A 17,078-nucleotide genomic window follows, 5' to 3' on the forward strand; every position below is an offset into this window, starting at 1 on the left:
GTCAGTTGGCTCCGTTCCAGTGCGGGTTCTCCCAGATGACCGTGCCGCCCATGCCGATGCCGATGCACATGGTGGTCAGGCCGTAGCGGACCTCGGGGCGCTCCTCGAACTGGCGCGCCAGCTGGGTCATGAGGCGCACGCCGGAGGAGGCCAGGGGGTGGCCCATGGCGATCGCGCCGCCGTAGGGGTTGACCCGGGCGTCGTCGTCGGCGATGCCGAAGTGCTCCAGGAAGGCCAGCACCTGCACAGCGAAGGCCTCGTTGACCTCGAAGGCCTCGATGTCGTCGATGGTGAGGCCGGCCTGCTTGAGGGCCTTCTCGGTGGCCGGGATCGGGCCGGCCCCCATGACCTCGGGCTCGACGCCGACGAAGGAGTAGGACACCAGGCGCATGCGCACGGGCAGCCCGAGCTCGCGGGCGGTCTCCTCCTCGGCCAGCAGGGCGGCGGTGGCGCCGTCGTTGATGCCCGCCGCGTTGCCGGCGGTGACGTTGCCGGCGGCACGGAACGGGGTCTTGAGCCCGGCGAGGCTCTCCATCGTCGTCTGTGGGCGCATCGGCTCGTCGGTGGTGGCCAGGCCCCAGCCCAGCTCGGCCGAGCGGGTCGCGACGGGCACCAGGTCGGGCTGGATCTTGCCGGCGTCGTACGCCGCGGCCGTCTTGGCCTGGGAGCGCACGGCGTAGGCGTCGACGCGCTCCTTGGTGATCGTGGGGTAGCGGTCGTGGAGGTTCTCCGCGGTCTTGCCCATCACGAGCGCGTCCGGGTTGACCACGCGCTCGGAGAGGATGCGCGGGTTGGGGTCGACGCCCTCGCCCATGGGGTGGCGGCCCATGTGCTCCACGCCGCCGGCGATGGCGACGTCGTAGGAGCCGAAGGCGATGCCGCCCGCGGTGGTGGTCACGGCGGTCATCGCGCCGGCGCACATGCGGTCGATGGCGTAGCCGGGCACCGACTGCGGCAGCCCGGAGAGCAGGGCGGCGGTGCGGCCGATGGTCAGGCCCTGGTCGCCGATCTGGGTGGTGGCGGCGATCGCGACCTCGTCGACGCGCTCGGGCGGGAGCGACGGGTTGCGCCGCATGAGCTCGCGGATGCACTTGATGACCAGGTCGTCGGCGCGGGTCTCGGCGTACTGGCCCTTGGCCTTGCCGAAGGGAGTGCGCACGCCGTCGACGAAGACGACCTCTCGCAGCTGTCGGGGCACGGGGTCTCCTGTGGGTGGGGTGCTCGGGGACGGGCGACACGCTACCCGCTCGGTTACCCATCAGTAGTACCCACCGGTAACTCAGCGTCGACAGGGCGCCCGGTGAGGCACCGCGGGTCGGGAATATCGTGGGCCGCCACTGGCTTCCCCGACCGTCCGAGCAGTCCTCGGAACGACCGTCCCCCACCGGAGAGGAGCGTGGCGCCACCGTGGCCGACCACCGTCTCGTGCACATCGTCGACGAGGTGCCCGAGCTCGACTCGCGGGCCGACCGCCCCGGCGCACCCGGGGGCGAGCTGACCATGGTCGTGGTCCTCGACGGGTTCCTCGACGCCGGGAGCGCCGCCGCCCGTGCCGCCCAGCACCTGGTGGACCTCGACGACACCGGCCCGGCGGCCGGACGGGTCGTGGCGACCTTCGAGGTCGACGAGCTGCACGACTACCGTGCGCGCCGGCCCCCCGTGTCCTTCGTCGTCGACCGCTACACCGACTACGACGCGCCCCGCCTGGTCGTGCGCCTGCTGCACGACACCGGTGGCACGCCGTACCTCCTGCTGCGCGGGCCGGAGCCCGACGTGCGCTGGGAGGGCTTCGTGCGCGCGGTGCGCCGGGTGGTGGAGCGCTTCGGCGTCACCCGGGTCGTCAGCATGGGCTCGGTGCCGATGGCCGTGCCGCACACCCGCCCGATCGCGATCACCCACCACGCCAACGACCCCGAGCTGCTCATCGGCGCCTCGCCGTGGCGCGGGGAGCTCCGGGTCCCGGCCAGCGTCCAGGCGCTGCTGGAGATCCGGCTGGGGGAGTGGGGGCACCCTGCCCAGGGATTCGTCGCCCACATCCCGCACTACCTCGCGCAGCTGCCCTACCCCCAGGCCGCGGTCGCGCTGCTGGAGCAGGTCGAGCGCGCAGGTCGGCTCACCGTCGACCTGTCGGGGCTCCGGGCCGAGGCCGAGGACCGGGAGGCCGAGATCACCCGCTACCTCACCGAGCACGAGGAGGTCGCCGACGTGGTGGCCGCCCTCGAGCGGCAGTACGACGCTTTCGAGCGGGCCGAGGAGTCCGGCGCCTCGCTGCTGGCCCCGGACGAGCCGCTACCGACGGGCGAGCAGCTCGGGGAGCAGTTCGAGCAGTTCCTGGCCGGGCTGGACGGCGACGAGACCGGCGGCAGTGCCACCGACGAGACGGACGGAGGTCGCTGATGCCCCGCGACGTCGACGAGCTGCTGCGTCTGCTCGACATCGAGACCATCGACGACAACCTGTTCCGCGGCAGCCAGCAGGCCTCGGTCCTGCCGCGGGTCTTCGGCGGTCAGGTGGCCGCGCAGGCGCTGGTCGCCGCCGCGCGCACCACCGACCCGGCGTACGTCGTGCACTCGCTGCACTCCTACTTCCTGCAGCCCGGCGACACCGGCGCGCCGATCGTCTACGACGTGGAGGCGCTGCGCGACGGCCGGTCCTTCGCCACCCGCCGGGTGCTCGCCCGCCAGCACGGCCGGCCGATCTTCGCGCTGACCACGGACTTCCAGAAGCCGGAGGAGGGCCTGGACCACCAGGACGTCTTCCCCGACGACGTTCCCTCGCCCGAGGACGCGCTGGACCCGATGGCGCGCCGCGCCGACGGCGAGTTCACCGAGTGGGACGCCATCTCCATGCGGTACGTCGGCTCCTCGGCCGACCTGCTGCCCCCGGACCCGCAGCGGCCCGGCCGGCAGCGGTTCTGGCTGAGGATCGACGGCGAGCTGCCCGACGACCCGCTGGTGCACGCCGCCGCCTTCGCCTACGCCTCGGACATGACGATCGCCGGCGCCGCGCTCGCGCCGCACGGCTACCGCCTCGGGGGACCCGACATCATGGTCGCCTCCCTGGACCACACGGTGTGGTTCCACGAGCCGTTCCGCGCCGACCGGTGGTGGCTCTACGACCAGCACGCCCCGCGTGCCTCCGGGGGTCGCGGGCTGATCAACAGCCGGGTCTTCACCGAGGACGGGCGGCTGGTGGCCTCGACCGCCCAGGAGGCGCTGCTGCGCAAGGTCCGGCCGAAGGAGGAGCGCGGCTGATGCGCGTCCCCGAGCCCACGCCGCTGCGCGAGCCCGACCAGGGCGCCGTCGACGAGCTGGTCGCCCTGCTCGACCTCGAGGAGATCGACCAGGACCTCTACCGCGGCCAGTCGGTGCCCACGCCGCGAGGCCGGGTCTTCGGCGGCCAGGTGGCCGCCCAGGCGCTCTGCGCCGGCATCCGCACGGTGCCCGAGGAGATGGGGGTGCACTCGCTGCACTCCTACTTCCTGCTGCCCGGGGACCCGTCCCTGCCGATCGTCTACGACGTCGAGCGGATCCGCGACGGGCGCTCCTTCGCCACGCGTCGGGTCGCCGCGCGCCAGCACGGTCGTCCGATCTACTTCCTCACCGCCAACTTCCAGCGCGAGGAGGAGGGCTGGTCGCACCAGGACGCGATGCCCGAGGTCGCCCGGCCCGAGCAGGGCCTGGACCTGGTCTCGCTCATGACCGCGCGCGGCAACAGCGACGCCGAGGCGCTCGGCCGCGAGTGGGCCTCCCTCGACGTCCGCTGGATCGGCAACTCCAAGCACGGGCTCGAGCCCGACGAGGTGCACCCCGCCCGCGCCCGGATGTGGGCCCGGGTCAACGGCGACCTCGGGGAGGACCCGGTCACCCACGTCGCCGCCTTCACCTTCGCCTCCGACGTCTCGCTGCTCGGCGCCACGCTGGCCGCCCACCCCGTCTCGCCGCACGAGGTGCAGATGGCCTCGCTCGACCACACGATCTGGTTCCACCGCCCCTTCCGGGCCGACCGCTGGTGGCTCTACGACCAGTGGTCGCCCTCGGCCCAGTCGGCCCGTGGTCTGGCGCTCGGACGGATCTTCACCGAGGACGGGACGTTGGTCGCCACGGTGGCCCAGGAGGGTCTGATCCGGCCCCGCGCCTAGCATGACAACGGTGTAGTTCGTGACATCTGCTGCGGCGTGTCGTTACCTTTGTGACGAATGTGGTGGCTGTGCACTCCTGTGGTGCCTGTGACGACCTCGTGACGGAGGCCGCCCGGACGGACAGGGGACCCCATGAGGCGCTCGTCGACGGCCCGGCACCGGGCCGCGCGTGCCAGCGGCACGGCGCTCGCCACGCTCCTCGCCGGCCTCACGGCCGGGGCGATCCTCTGGGCGGTCGCTCCGGCGTACGCGCAACCGGTGAGCGACTACGAGATGCCGTTCCCCTGCGCGCAGGAGTGGACCGGCACCACCCGGTCCTCGCACAGCCCGAGCGTCCGGGCGATCGACTGGAACCGGGTCGACGACCTCGATGACCCGGTCGTCGCGTCCGCGCCGGGTGTCGTCTCCCGCGCCGACGCCACGTCCACCCGCGGCTACGGCCGGCACGTCGTGGTCGACCACGGCGCGGGGGAGAGCACCGTCTACGCCCACCTGCAGGACGTGCACGTGGTGACCGGTCAGCGGGTCGACCAGGGGGCGCTGCTCGGCACGGTCGGCTCGACGGGCAACTCCACCGGTCCGCACCTGCATTACGAGCAGCGCCAGGACGGGCAGGACGTCGAGGCGTGGTTCGGCGGGGTGCCGTTCACGTACGGCGCAACGCAGGCCTCGGGCAACTGCGTCGACCTGCCGCTGGCCGGCAACCTGCTCGGGGACCGCACGGCCGAGCTGGTGGTCTACCGTCGCGCCCCGCGCTCGCTCTTCCTGGTGCAGCGCCCCGGTCGCGAGCCCAAGACGATGCGGCTCGGCACCGCCACCGACGAGCCGGTCCTGGGTGACTGGGACGGCAACGGCAAGGCCAACCTGGGCGTGTGGAGCCCCGCCGAGGGCGTCTTCACGATGCGGGTGGGGAAGCAGGCCACCACGACGCTCTCGCTCGGCGCCGGCTCGGACCAGCCGGTCGCCGGTGACTGGGACGGCGACGGGGTGTGGGAGGTGGGCGTCCGCTCACCCGCCACCGGGGCCTGGACGCTCCGCGGCGCCGACGGCTCGGTGCGCACCGTGTCCCTCGGCGACGCCGCCGACCTCCCTGTGACCGGCGACTGGGACGGCGACGGCACCACCGACGTGGGGGTCTTCGACCCGACCACCGCCACCTTCACGCTGCGCCGCGTCGACGCCGAGGGGCTGACCTGGACCGCCGAGGTGCAGTTCGGCAGCCCGGGCGACCTGCCGGTCACCGGCGACTGGGACGGCAACGCCACGACCGACGTCGGGGTGTGGGACCCCGCGACGGCCACCTTCACCGAGCGCCGGGCCGCGGCCGCGACGGCTGCCCGGAGCACCACGGCCGCCACGCAGTTCGGCCGCCCCCGCTGAGCACCGCCGAGCGGTCAGGCACGAACCGCCGAGCCGTCAGGAAAGAACCGCCGAGCCGTCAGAAGTGAACCCTCGACCCGTCAGTTCCGCGCCAGGTGCGGTGCGGAAATGACGGGTCGAGGGTTCGGAAGTGACGGTTCGGCGGTCCTCAGCGGGCGGTGGTGCGGCCGACCAGGTGCGGCGCGCCCGTGCGCGGGTCGGTGAGGGAGAACGTGTAGCTGCCGTCGTACCTCTCCGAGCCGAAGGCGACCTTGCCCGGGAGCAGGATCGGCTTCTTGAACGCCACGTCGACGGTGACCGCCTCGGGGAGGCGGTTCTCCAGTGCGGCGACGCACCGGGCCAGGCTCCACATGCCGTGCGCGATCTGGCGCGGAAAGCCGAGCGCCTTCGCGGTGAGCGGGTAGAGGTGGATCGGGTTGAGGTCGCCGGAGACCGCGCCGTAGCGGCGGCCGAGGTCGCCCGGCAGGCTCCACACCACGCCGTTGGACGAGGCGACGGGGATGTCGAGGCCGGCGGAAGCGCTGTCCTCGCCCTTGCCGCGACGCAGGTAGGAGCTGGTGCTCTCCCACACCGGCGCGCCGTCGGGGTCGGTGATCGTGGTGACGAAGTCGAAGACCCGGCCCTTGGCGTGCGCCCGCGGCGGCTCGACCCGAGCGGCGACCGCGAGGGTCTCCCCGACGCGGACCGAGCGGTGCGCGGTGATGGAGTTCTCCAGGTGGACGGTGCCGATGGCCGGAGCCGGGAACGCCGGATCGGTCATGATCGCCATGTGCAGCCCGAAGGCCAGCATGTGGGGGTAGGTCAGCGGGACGGTGTCCTTCTGCGGGAACCCGCACACCTCGGCGTACGCCGCCACGTGCTCGGCCTCGACGGTGACGGGCGGCCGCTGGTAGCCCAGGCCGACGAAGCCCTCCGCGGACGCCTTGCGCACCCCGGGCAGCGAGCCCACGACGGGGACGCTCGGCAGGGCGGCCTTGAGCAGGCTGCCGAGGCCGGCGCCGCCGTCGTGCTGCTTGACCGTGATCTCGGTGCCGGCCACCTCAGGCACCCAGCATCATCTGGCCGCAGACCCGCACGACGTTGCCGTTGACGGCGGTCGAGCCGGGGGAGGCGAACCAGGCGATGGTCTCGGCCACGTCGACGGGCAGGCCGCCCTGGGACATGGCGTTGAGGCGCTGGCCGACCTCGCGGGTGGCCAGCGGGACGGCCGCGGTCATGGCGGTGATGATGAAGCCGGGGGCGACGGCGTTGATGGTGATGCCGTCCTCCAGCTCGTCCTTGAGGCTGTCGACGAAGCCGATGACGCCGGCCTTGGAGGCGGCGTAGTTGGTCTGGCCGACGTTGCCGGCGATGCCGGCGATGCTCGCGACGCCGATGATCGAGCCGCCCTTGTTGACGACCTTCTGCTCGAGCAGCTCGCGGGTGATCTTCTCGGGTGCGGTGAGGTTGACCGCGATGACCGACTCCCAGCGGTCCTCGCCCATGTTGGCGAGCTTCTTGTCGCGGGTGATGCCGGCGTTGTGCACGACCACGTCCACACCGCCGTGCTTGGTGGAGAGGTGGTGGGCGATGCGCTGCGGGGCGTCCTTGGCCGTGATGTCGAGGGTCAGCCAGTCGCCGTCGAGCTCCTTCATCAGCGACTGCAGCTCGTTGGCGGCCTGCGGCACGTCCACGCCGACGACGGTCGCACCGTCGCGGTGCAGGACCCGGGCGATCTGCTCGCCGATGCCGCGGCTGGCACCGGTGACCAGGGCGACCTTGCCGGCCAGCGGCTGCTGCCAGTCCGTGACGGCGCCGGCCTTCTTCGTGCCGGTGGCGCCGATCCGCACGACCTGGCCCGAGACGTAGGCGGACTTGGGGGAGAGCAGGAAGGCGAGGGTGCTGGTGACCGCGGCCTCGGCGCCGTCGGCGACGTAGACCAGCTGGACGGTGCCGCCCCTGCCGATCTCCTTGCCGAGGCTGCGGGTGAAGCCCTCGAGCGCACGCTGGGCGACGCGCTCGCCACCCTGGACCTGCTCCGGCGGGGTGCCGAGCACCACGACGCGGGGGCACGAGGCGAGGCTGCGCATGAGGGGGGTGAAGAACTGCTGCAGCGCGACCAGCTGGTCGGCCGAGGTCAGGCCCGTGGCGTCGAAGACCAGGCCCTTGTACTTCTGGCCGTCCTCCGTGACCTGCGTGCTGGCGATGCCGACGGTGTCGAGCAGACCGGGCAGCGACTCCGCCAGGCGACCGCGACCGCCGACGACCACGGTGCCGTCGACCAGGGGGGCGCCGGCGGTGTAGCGCTCCAGGCGCGTCGGGGCGGGGAGGCCGAGGTTCTTGACGAGCAGCTTGCCGAGCGGGCTCTGGGTGAAGCTCTGGTACTTGTCGCTCATGGCGCGCGGATCCTCCGGGGCTGGTCGTAGGTGGACGGGGCGACGGCCCCGCCAGCATGTAACTAGACGTGTAACTGGGTGTCCACTTTTCGTGACGTGGCCCTCACAGCCTTCCTCCACGGCCCCGTCCGGGGCAAGGATGGCCCCATGCAGACCCAGACCCGTCGTGTCGCCGTCATCGGCGGCAACCGCATCCCGTTCGCCCGCTCCAACGGCGCCTACGCCACCGCCTCCAACCAGGAGATGCTGACCGCGGCCATCGACGGTCTCGTCGACCGCTTCGGCCTGGCCGGCGAGGCTGTCGGCGAGGTCGTGGCCGGTGCGGTGCTCAAGCACTCGCGCGACTTCAACCTGACCCGCGAGGCGGTGCTGGGCTCCAAGCTCGCCCCCGAGACCCCGGCCACCGACATCCAGCAGGCCTGCGGCACCGGCCTCCAGGCCGCGATCCAGGTCGCCAACAAGATCGCCCTCGGCCAGATCGAGGTCGGCATCGCCGGCGGCACCGACACCACCTCCGACGCCCCGGTCGCGATCAGCGAGAAGCTGCGCAAGAAGCTGCTCAAGGTCAACGCCGCCAAGGACACCAAGGGCCGCCTCGCCGCGCTCGGCGCGATCCGCCCCGGAGACATCGGCCTGGCGATCCCGCAGAACGGCGAGCCCCGCACCGGCATGTCCATGGGCGAGCACGCCGCGCTGACCGCCCTGGAGTGGCAGATCACCCGCGAGGCGCAGGACGAGCTGGCCGCCGCCTCCCACCAGAAGCTCGGCGCCGCCTACGACCGCGGCTTCCTCGACGACCAGATCACCCCGTTCCGCGGGCTGGAGCGCGACTCCAACCTGCGCCCGGACTCCTCGGTCGAGAAGCTCGCCAAGCTCAAGCCGGTCTTCGGCAAGGGCGAGGCCGCCACCATGACCGCCGCCAACTCCACCCCGCTGACCGACGGTGCGTCCGTGGTGCTGCTGGCCTCGGAGGAGTGGGCCAAGGAGCGCGGGCTGCCCGTGCTGGCCTACATCACCGAGTACGAGACGGCCGCGGTCGACTACGTCCACGGCGGCGAGGGCCTGCTGATGGCCCCGGCGTACGCGATGGCCCGGATGCTCCAGCGCGCCGGCCTGACGCTGCAGGACTTCGACTTCTACGAGATCCACGAGGCCTTCGCATCCCAGGTGCTCGCCACCCTCGCGGCGTGGGAGGACCCGGTGTTCTGCAAGGAGCGCCTGGGCCTCGACGCCCCGCTGGGCTCGATCGACCGGGACAAGCTCAACGTCAACGGCTCTTCGCTGGCCGCCGGGCACCCGTTTGCCGCCACCGGCGGTCGGATCATCCCGGTGCTGGCCAAGCTGCTCGCCGAGAAGGGCTCCGGGCGCGGTGTCATCTCGGTCTGCGCCGCCGGTGGCCAGGGCGTGACCGCGATCCTCGAGCGTCCGTGAGGCGCTGAGCCGCACGACGTACGACGTCGACGGCCCCGTCCCCGCTGTGCGCGGGGGCGGGGCCGTCGTGCGTGGTGCTCAGCGGCCGCCGCGGGCCAGCGCGAGCGCGGAGACGACGAGGTGGTCGCGCACCTGGTCGGCGGAGATCTTGCCGACGGTGGGGACACCGGGGGCGGCCTCCATGACCAGGATCCCGACGCGGGCGAGCTGGAGCGCACCGAGGCCGCTGGCGTAGAGGGTGTTGGCGAGCAGGATGGGGTCCTGCACCCGGAAGTCGCCACTGCGCACGCCGTCCTCCAGAGCACCGGAGAGCTGGGCCAGGCAGCCGGCGATGCCGCGGCCGAGGCGGAAGAGCGCGCCCTCCGAGATCTCGTCGAGCAGCTCGGGGCCGGAGCGGCGCATCAGCGTCTGGGCACAGTCGACGAAGGCGGGGTGGGCCAGGGAGTAGTCCACGAACGCGGTGACGATCCGGGCCAGCCGCTCCTCGGCGGTCCCGCCGGCGCGCGAGGCGGTCTCGAGGTCGTGACGCAGCTCCTCGAGGTAGCCCACCAGCGTGAGGGCGAACAGCTCCTCCTTGCCGCTGAAGTGCCGGTAGACGATCGCGCGGTTGATGCCGACGGCGCGGGCGATGTCCTCGATCTGGGCGTCGCGGACGCCGCGCTCGTCGAAGAGGGCCCGGGTCGCGGCGAGGATCTCGGCCTCCCGGGCGCGCCGGCGCGCGGCGGCTGCGGAACGGCGCCCGTCGGTCTCGGGGGCGCGCGTGGTCACCCGGTCAGTGGTCACACGGCCACGATACGCACGTGCAACTCGGAGTTGCACGCGTGTGACGCCAACGTCACGCCCGGCTCACGAGCCGGCGAGGTGCGCCCGGACCGTCTCGAGGGTGTCCGCGTCCCCGGGCCCCTTGTCCTCCCGGTAGCGCACGACCCGCGCGAAGCGGAGCGCGACGCCGCCGGGGTAGCGGGTCGAGCGCTGCACCCCGTCGAAGGCGATCTCCACGACCTGCTCGGGCCGGACGAAGACGGTGTGTCCCTCGCGGTGGGTCTCCAGGTCGAGGAAGCGTTCGGTCTGCCAGGCCAGCACCTCGTCGGTCATCCCCTTGAAGGTCTTGCCGAGCATCACCAGCTCGTCGCCCCCGTCGGCGCTGCGCGCTCCCAGGTGGATGTTGGACAGCTTCCCCGAGCGGCGCCCCGAGCCCCACTCGACGGCGAGCACGACCAGGTCGAGGGTGTGGACCGGCTTGACCTTCACCCACGCCGCACCCCGCCTCCCCGCGTCGTACGACGCCAGCAGGCTCTTCACGACGACGCCCTCGTGGCCGGCGGCCAGCTGTGCCGACGCGAACGCCTCCGCCTCCTCGACGGAGGCCGTCTCCACGCGCGGGACGCGGTGCTCGGGCGGGACGAGCCGGGCCAGGGCAGCGGCCCGGGCGGAACCGGGGCTGTCCATCAGGTCCTCGCCGTCGAGGTGGAGCACGTCGAAGAAGAACGGGGTGACCCGGGCGCCGGCGGACTGCGCGGTGCGGGAGGCCGTCTCCTGGAACGGCCGGGGCCGGCCGTCCTCGCCCACGGTCAGCGCCTCGCCGTCGAGCACGAACCGCTGCGCCGGCAGCTGCCGGGCGACGGCCACCACCTCGGGCAGCCGCTCGGTGATGTCGTCGAGGGAGCGGGTGACGACGAGCACGTCGTCGCCGTCGCGGTGGACCTGCACGCGGATGCCGTCGAGCTTGGTGTCGACCGCCACCGGTGCGCCGTCGGGCCCGGCCTTCTCCATCGCCGCGGCGACGTCGGTCGCCGAGGAGGCCAGCATCGGCAGCACGGGGCGGCCGACCTCGAGGACGAAGGCCGCGAGCCCTGCCTCGCCCTCGCGCAGCGCCGCACCGGCCACCGCGACGGTCGACCCGGCGAGCATCGCGGCCCGGCGTACGGAGGCCAGCGGGACGTCGGCGGCGAGCGCGACCGCCTCCTGGACCAGCGCGTCGAGCGCGCCCTGGCGGACCTCGCCCGTGGCGATGCCGCGCAGCCAGGCCTGCTCGGGCTCGGTGGCGCGGGAGAAGAGGTCGGTGACGGCGGCCGTCCGTGCGGCGGTCGACCCGGGCCCGGACAGGCCCGAGAGCGACTCGAACGCGTCGTGCACGCCGAGGACCGTCAGCGACGGCTCGGCGGCCGGGTCGGGGAGGGAGGTGAGCGAGCGCCAGCCGACGCCGGTGCGGCGCTGTCGGAGCTTGCCGCCGAGGTACGAGACGACGGTCTCGACCTCCTCGTCCTCCGTGCGCGAGAGCAGCTCGGCGATCGCCGCGACCTTGGCCTTGCGCGAGCGGGTCGCGGCCACGGCGGCGGAGGTGGTGACCAGGTCGAGGAGGAGCACGCCACCAGCCAAGCACCGGCCACCGACGGCGGCCCACCCCCGTGCGGCGGTCACCGGGTGGGTCGGACCAGCGCTGAGTCACCCTCGAAGCAGCGCCGAGTCACCCTCGGACCAGCGCCGAGTGGGCGTCACCAGCCCGGGGGCAGGGAGGTGAAGTCCGGCTCGCGGCCCTCGGCGAAGGCGGCGAGCGCCTCGGCGTTGGCCGGGCCGCCCAGGAGCTCGGCGAAGGCGGCGTTCTCGCGCTCGCGGGCGGCGTCGATGCCGGCGCGCAGGGGAGCGGTGACGGTGCGCTTGACCGCGATCAGCGAGGAGATCGGGCGCGAGGCGAGCAGCTCGGCGTGGCGGCGGGCCTCGGGGAGCAGGTCGTCGGGCTCGCACACCTGCCGGACCAGGCCCATCTCCAGGGCCTCCTGCGCCCCGAACCACTCCGCCGACAGCAGCAGCCACGAGGCCGCCTGCCGGCCGAGCAGCAGCGGCAGCAGGTAGGACGACGCCGCCTCCGGCGCGACGCCGAGCGAGGTGAACGGGCACTTCAGCCGCGCCGTGCTCGACATCAGGGCCACGTCGGCGAAGCCGAGGATCGTGCAGCCGATGCCCAGGCCGATGCCGTTGACGGCGACGACCAGCGGCTTGGGGAAGTCCACGAGCGCGTCGACGAGGTTGGTGAACCCGCCGTCGCCCTGGTCGAAGTCGGGATCGGCGGCGATCTGCGCCATCTCCAGCAGGTCGGTGCCCGCGCTGAACCCGCGACCGTTGCCGGTCAGCAGCACCACCGCGACACCCGGGTCCTCGGCGGCGGCCCTCAGCGCGGCGGCCGTGGCGTCGTACAACGCGATGTTGAAGGCGTTGAGCGCCTCCGGTCGGTCGAGGACCAGGGTGCGCACGCGCTTGTCGTCGTGGATCTGCAGGACCATGGACGCACACTAGAACCTGTTCCAGTATGTGCGCGTGACGTCCACGCCGCCCACGTCCAGGACCGCCCTCACCTACTGCCGCATCTGCGAGCCCCTCTGCGGGCTGGTCGCCACGGTGGAGGGGGAGCCGGGGGCCGAGCGGTTGGTCTCGCTGCGCCCCGACGAGGAGCACCCGCTGAGCCGCGGGTACGCCTGTCCCAAGGGCCTCGCGTTCGGCGACGTCCAACACGACCCGGAGCGGGTGCTGCACCCGCTGCGCCGGGTCGCCGGCGGTGCACCGGGGGAGTTCGAGCGCGTGACCTGGGACGAGGCGCTCCAGGACATCGCCACCCGGCTGCGGACGGTGGTCGACACCCACGGCGGCACCGCGGTCGGGCAGTTCTTCGGCAACCCCGTGGGCTTCAACGTCACGGCCGCGCTGTGGTCCGGGGCGCTGATGACCGCGCTCGGCACCGGCCACCAGTACTCCGTGGGCAGCCAGGACATCAACAGCCGGTACGTCGCCAGCAAGCTGCTCTACGACTCGATCTCCCAGGTGCCCTACCCGGACCTCCGCTCCACCGACTTCCTGCTGGTGGTCGGCGCCAACCCGTTGGTCTCCCGCGGCAGCGGCGTGCGTGCGCCCCGGGTCAAGGAGCACCTGTCCGCGATCACCGCCCGCGGCGGCCGGGTCGTGGTGGTCGACCCCCGGCGCAGCGAGACGGCCCGTGCCTACGAGCACGTGTCCATCGAGCCGGACTCCGACGCCTTACTCCTGGCCTCGATGCTGCACGTGCTGGCCGAGGAGGACCTGGTCGCCTGGGACGCCGTCGTGGAGCAGGCGGTCGGGGTCGAGACGCTGCTCGCGGCGGTCGCCGCGTTCCCGCCGGAGGTGACCGCCGCCCGCACCGGCCTCGACCCGGGCACCGTGCGTGCGCTCGCCCGCGACCTCGCCGCGGCACCCCGCGCCGCGGTCTACGGGCGCACCGGCTCCTGCCTGGGTCGCCACGCGACGCTGACCAGCGTCCTCATCGACGCCCTCGCGCTGCTGACCGGCAACCTCGACCGCGAGGGCGGCGTCCTGCTCGGGCAGGCGGTCGTGCCGTTCGAGGAGGTCGCCGAGAAGGCAGGTCGGCTGACCTACGACGCGCAGCGCAGCCGGGTCGGCGACTTCCCCGACGTCATGGGCACCTGGCCGGCCGCCATCATGGCCGAGGAGATCCGGACCCCGGGCCCGGGACAGCTGCGCGCGCTGTTCGTGCTGGCGGGCAACCCGGTGCTCACCAGCCCGGACGGACCGGACCTCGCCGACGCGCTCGAGGAGCTGGACCTCCTGGTCTCCCTCGACCTGTACGTCAACGAGACCAACCGGCACGCCGACTACGTCCTACCCGCGACCACCTGGCTCGAGCGCGAGGACGTGCCGTTCGCGATCGTCGCCTCCAGCCCGTGGCCGCACGTGCAGCACACCACCGCGGTGCTGGCGCCGGCCGGCGAGGCGCGGCCCGAGTGGGAGGTGATCGACGAGGTCGCACGGCGCGCCGGGATCACGCTGTTGCTGCCGGCCTGGCTCGGCACCCTCACCGCCCCGCTGCGGTACGCCGCCCGCCGGGTCGGCCTGCGGACGACCCCCTGGACGCTGGTCGACCTGCTGCTGCGCACGGGTCCGCACGGTGACCGGTTCGGGCTGCGCCGTGGCGGGCTCAGCCTCCGCGCGCTACGCCGGCTGCCGCGCGGACGGATGCTGCCGCCGCCCCGCGGCGGTCGACTCCCCGAGGTCGTCCGGCACCCGCACGGCAAGGTCGACCTCGCGCCGCCGCGGCTCGCGGCCGAGTGGGACCGGCTCCGGTCGGGACTGCACGAGACCCGCGACCCGGCGTACCCCCTGCGGATGATCGGGCTGCGCGAGATGCGCTCGCAGAACTCCTGGATGCACAACAGCCCCACGCTGATGAAGGGCCGCAACCGCCGCCACACCGCCCGCATCCACCCCGACGACGCCGCTGTCGCCGGGGTGGTCGACGGCGCCACCGTGCGGATCCGCTCCGCGGTCGGCGCCATCGAGACCCTCGCCCACCTCACCGACGAGGTGCGCCCGGGCACGATCGCGGTCCCGCACGGCTGGGGCCACGCCGCCGGCTGGAGCACCGCCAACGCCGCGGGAGGAGCCAACAGCAACGAGCTGGCCTCCTCGCGCGTCGAGGACGTGGAGCACCTGGCCGGGATGGCGCTGCTCAACGGGATCCCGGTCGCGGTCGAGCCGGCCTGAGCGGCGCTCGTGCGAGGGCTGCTCCGCGCGAGCGTGCGCGCACGACAGGTGGCAAGAGGCGCTGCTGTTCTGCAGTCGGCCCACGCCGCTTAGGAACGAAGCCCTGCCGTGCGTCGGTTCATCGGCAGAAGCACGCACGATTCGCGGCAGATGAGCGCGCTTGGGCAGAGCACACGACTACGAGGGTCGAACCTTGAGGTGCGACCACGCGTGCTCACCGAGCCAGTCCGCTCGCCTGGGGGCGGGAATCCATTCGAGGCCCACAAGGCGCGGACAGTCGCAAGTCAGTTCCGGGTCCGAGCCCAAACGTGGTGACCCATCCGCGACAGCAACGTAGAAGAGACTCGTCGCGCCGGGGTGCTCGCGTTCGCGGTGCTCTATCCGCCGGAGGAACGATGCGTGCGTCACTTGCAAAGCGACCTCTTCGGCAACCTCCCGAGTGACGGCGTCGGACGGTGTCTCGCCGCCTTCAATCCCGCCGCCCGGCAGCGTCAGGTAGTCATGCCCGACATGACGGCCGCTTGAGTCCTTCGAGCGATGTCGCACCATCAGGACCATCCCATCGCGTTCGATGATGGCACCAACGCGTTCACGCATAGGGACAGTCTGCACAAGAACATGGGGCGCGGGTGGACACGAACCTTGCTGGCGGTCGAGGCGCGCCAGCGACCGCACATCGGCATGAGCGGATGTTCAGCGGTGCGACGGGAGGATCACGTCCGCCGGGTGAACTCGACCTTGTTGTCGACTGTGGTGTGGTGGTCGTAGGCGGGGTCGTGGACCCGTCGGTGGTGCGCGGGGCAGAGCAGGCGACCGTTGGCCAGGTCGGTGGGTCCACCCCGTGCCCAGGGGTCGTCGTGGTGGGCGTGGCAGAACCAGGCAGCGGTCTGGCACCCCACCGCGGTGCAGCGCTGGTCCCGCACGACGAGTGCGATCCGCTGGGCGCGGGTGAAGCGGCGTCGACGTCGGCCCAGGTCCAGCACCTGCCGCCTCCCGCCAAGGACCACGGGGATGATCCCGGCCTCGCACGCCAGCCTGCGTGCGGTCTGGGCGGCGATCCGGTCACCGGTGTCCACCGTGGCCGCAGCCAGTCCACCGGTGAGGGTCTCCAGGGTCATCGTCACCACCACCGTCGCGCCGGTGCCGGCAGTCTCCGGGAGCCCGGTGCCGTCCAGGCGCTCCAACAGCTCGCAGAACGCCTGGCCGAGCTCGTGGCCGGTCGCCCGCCGCTGGGGCTGGGGCTCGTGCTGCAGCGGGTCCGTCGGCTCATCGACCGCACCGGTGGCGGTGGGGTCTCGCGGCTCGTCGCTGGCGCTCCCCACACCTCGACCCACGTCGGTGGCGGAGCCGGGGTCCTGGTGGCTAACCACCAGGCTCATCAAGAACTTGCGCAACATCCCGGCATGCAGCTCGGGGATGGTGAACCGGCCGTGGACCTTCCCGGCGCCGTCGGGGGTCAGCGAGAGGGTGGTGGCCTTCTCTGCCGCGGCCTCGGCGTCAGCGAGCTGCTTGGCCTCGTGGGCCTCCCCGACCTCGGGCGCGACCACGTGCAGGATCCGCTCCCCCAGGACCCGCAGATGCTGCGCGTCGTGACGCGCAGCGAGGTCGACCAGGGTCTGCTCGGCCTCCACCCGCACCCACGAGGCCACCTCGGCCGGGATCGCGTCCAGGGCGCGGGCGATGACCTCGCCCTGCTCCAGGTTCACCCCACCCGCAGCCATCCCCACCCGCAGCACCCCGTAGCGCCCCAGCGCCTCGGCGAAGAACACCGCACGACGCGAGACACGCACCGTGGTGCGGGTGGCGTGGGCGAACCACGTCGCCGTCGTCGTCGCGCCACAGGTCCGCTCCACCGCCACCTCGACGCCGTGGGCCAGCACCCTCAATCTCAGCTCAGCCACCCGCGCCTCCAGCCGCGCCAGCGCGACCAGCGACACACCCGCGGCCTCCGCGTCCAGGCCCAGCAACGACACCTCACCCAGGCCGCTCAGCACCTCATCGATGACCGCGATCCCGCGGTCCACCTGGTGCTGCCCGAGCCCTGCCATGACCAGACTCTTCCACCCACCACCGACACTGATGATGTTCAGGCCCTGAGGGTCGTGACTCCGGCACCGACTGTCGGCCTGCTGGCCTGACTATCAATTGGACCGTCCGACCCTCGGGGTCCCGCTCGCCGGCCGGGCGGACATGACCTCATAAGAGCCTGGCGAAGCCTCATC

Annotated in this window: 14 protein-coding genes; 6 read left to right on the top strand and 8 right to left on the bottom strand. The window is 72.9% G+C overall.

The annotated features are described in order from the left end of the window. Position 1 precedes the first annotated feature (1 nt). The gene (locus ACYVID_RS06225; RefSeq protein ID WP_300643377.1) at positions 2–1,198 is read right to left on the bottom strand and encodes a thiolase family protein; all 1,197 of its coding nucleotides are present in this window, start codon (positions 1,196–1,198) and stop codon (positions 2–4) included. Between the two features lie 209 nt (positions 1,199–1,407). Between ACYVID_RS06225 and ACYVID_RS06230 the strand changes: the two genes are divergently transcribed. From ACYVID_RS06230 to ACYVID_RS06245, 4 genes are all read left to right on the top strand, one after another. Further along, positions 1,408–2,397, top strand: a complete 990-nt coding sequence (locus ACYVID_RS06230) for a proteasome assembly chaperone family protein (protein WP_460735462.1) — start codon at positions 1,408–1,410, stop codon at positions 2,395–2,397. After that, positions 2,397–3,254, top strand: coding sequence for an acyl-CoA thioesterase (locus ACYVID_RS06235; protein WP_460735464.1), 858 nt, complete (start codon positions 2,397–2,399; stop codon positions 3,252–3,254). Before ACYVID_RS06230 ends, ACYVID_RS06235 begins: the two co-directional genes overlap by 1 nt. After that, positions 3,254–4,141, top strand: a complete 888-nt coding sequence (locus tag ACYVID_RS06240) for an acyl-CoA thioesterase (protein ID WP_460735466.1) — start codon at positions 3,254–3,256, stop codon at positions 4,139–4,141. The genes ACYVID_RS06235 and ACYVID_RS06240 overlap by 1 nt, the downstream gene beginning before the upstream one ends. 132 nt (positions 4,142–4,273) lie before the next feature. Further along, complete coding sequence (locus tag ACYVID_RS06245) at positions 4,274–5,521, top strand: peptidoglycan DD-metalloendopeptidase family protein (protein ID WP_460735468.1); 1,248 nt, start codon at positions 4,274–4,276, stop codon at positions 5,519–5,521. A gap of 148 nt (positions 5,522–5,669) precedes the next feature. Here the strand turns inward: ACYVID_RS06245 and ACYVID_RS06250 are convergent, their stop codons facing one another. Beyond that, positions 5,670–6,569: a MaoC/PaaZ C-terminal domain-containing protein gene (locus tag ACYVID_RS06250; RefSeq protein WP_460735470.1), complete on the bottom strand. Its 900-nt coding sequence runs from the start codon at positions 6,567–6,569 to the stop codon at positions 5,670–5,672. Next, on the bottom strand, positions 6,562–7,896 hold the full coding sequence (locus ACYVID_RS06255; RefSeq protein ID WP_460735472.1) for a 3-oxoacyl-ACP reductase: 1,335 nt from the start codon (positions 7,894–7,896) through the stop codon (positions 6,562–6,564). Before ACYVID_RS06255 ends, ACYVID_RS06250 begins: the two co-directional genes overlap by 8 nt. A gap of 147 nt (positions 7,897–8,043) precedes the next feature. Between ACYVID_RS06255 and ACYVID_RS06260 the strand changes: the two genes are divergently transcribed. After that, on the top strand, positions 8,044–9,327 hold the full coding sequence (locus tag ACYVID_RS06260; protein ID WP_460735474.1) for an acetyl-CoA C-acetyltransferase: 1,284 nt from the start codon (positions 8,044–8,046) through the stop codon (positions 9,325–9,327). 78 nt (positions 9,328–9,405) lie between these two features. Here the strand turns inward: ACYVID_RS06260 and ACYVID_RS06265 are convergent, their stop codons facing one another. The 3 genes from ACYVID_RS06265 to ACYVID_RS06275 all read right to left on the bottom strand — a co-directional run bounded on the left by ACYVID_RS06265 (position 9,406) and on the right by ACYVID_RS06275 (position 12,608). Next, positions 9,406–10,110 (bottom strand): TetR/AcrR family transcriptional regulator, encoded by a 705-nt coding sequence (locus ACYVID_RS06265; protein WP_460735476.1) that lies wholly within the window; start codon positions 10,108–10,110, stop codon positions 9,406–9,408. A gap of 63 nt (positions 10,111–10,173) precedes the next feature. Beyond that, positions 10,174–11,694, bottom strand: a complete 1,521-nt coding sequence (locus ACYVID_RS06270) for an ATP-dependent DNA ligase (RefSeq protein ID WP_460735478.1) — start codon at positions 11,692–11,694, stop codon at positions 10,174–10,176. Positions 11,695–11,822: 128 nt separating this feature from the next. Beyond that, complete coding sequence (locus tag ACYVID_RS06275) at positions 11,823–12,608, bottom strand: enoyl-CoA hydratase/isomerase family protein (protein WP_460735480.1); 786 nt, start codon at positions 12,606–12,608, stop codon at positions 11,823–11,825. Positions 12,609–12,642: 34 nt separating this feature from the next. Between ACYVID_RS06275 and ACYVID_RS06280 the strand changes: the two genes are divergently transcribed. Beyond that, positions 12,643–14,856, top strand: coding sequence for a molybdopterin-containing oxidoreductase family protein (locus ACYVID_RS06280; RefSeq protein ID WP_460735482.1), 2,214 nt, complete (start codon positions 12,643–12,645; stop codon positions 14,854–14,856). Between the two features lie 177 nt (positions 14,857–15,033). Here ACYVID_RS06280 and ACYVID_RS06285 read toward each other — a convergent pair whose 3' ends face one another. Beyond that, a complete protein-coding gene (locus ACYVID_RS06285; protein WP_460735484.1) occupies positions 15,034–15,453 on the bottom strand; it encodes an NUDIX domain-containing protein in 420 nt (139 codons plus the stop codon). Positions 15,454–15,569: 116 nt separating this feature from the next. Next, positions 15,570–16,904: an HNH endonuclease signature motif containing protein gene (locus ACYVID_RS06290; RefSeq protein ID WP_460735486.1), complete on the bottom strand. Its 1,335-nt coding sequence runs from the start codon at positions 16,902–16,904 to the stop codon at positions 15,570–15,572. Between the last annotated feature and the right edge of the window lie 174 nt (positions 16,905–17,078).

The organism is Nocardioides ginkgobilobae (assembly GCF_054781275.1).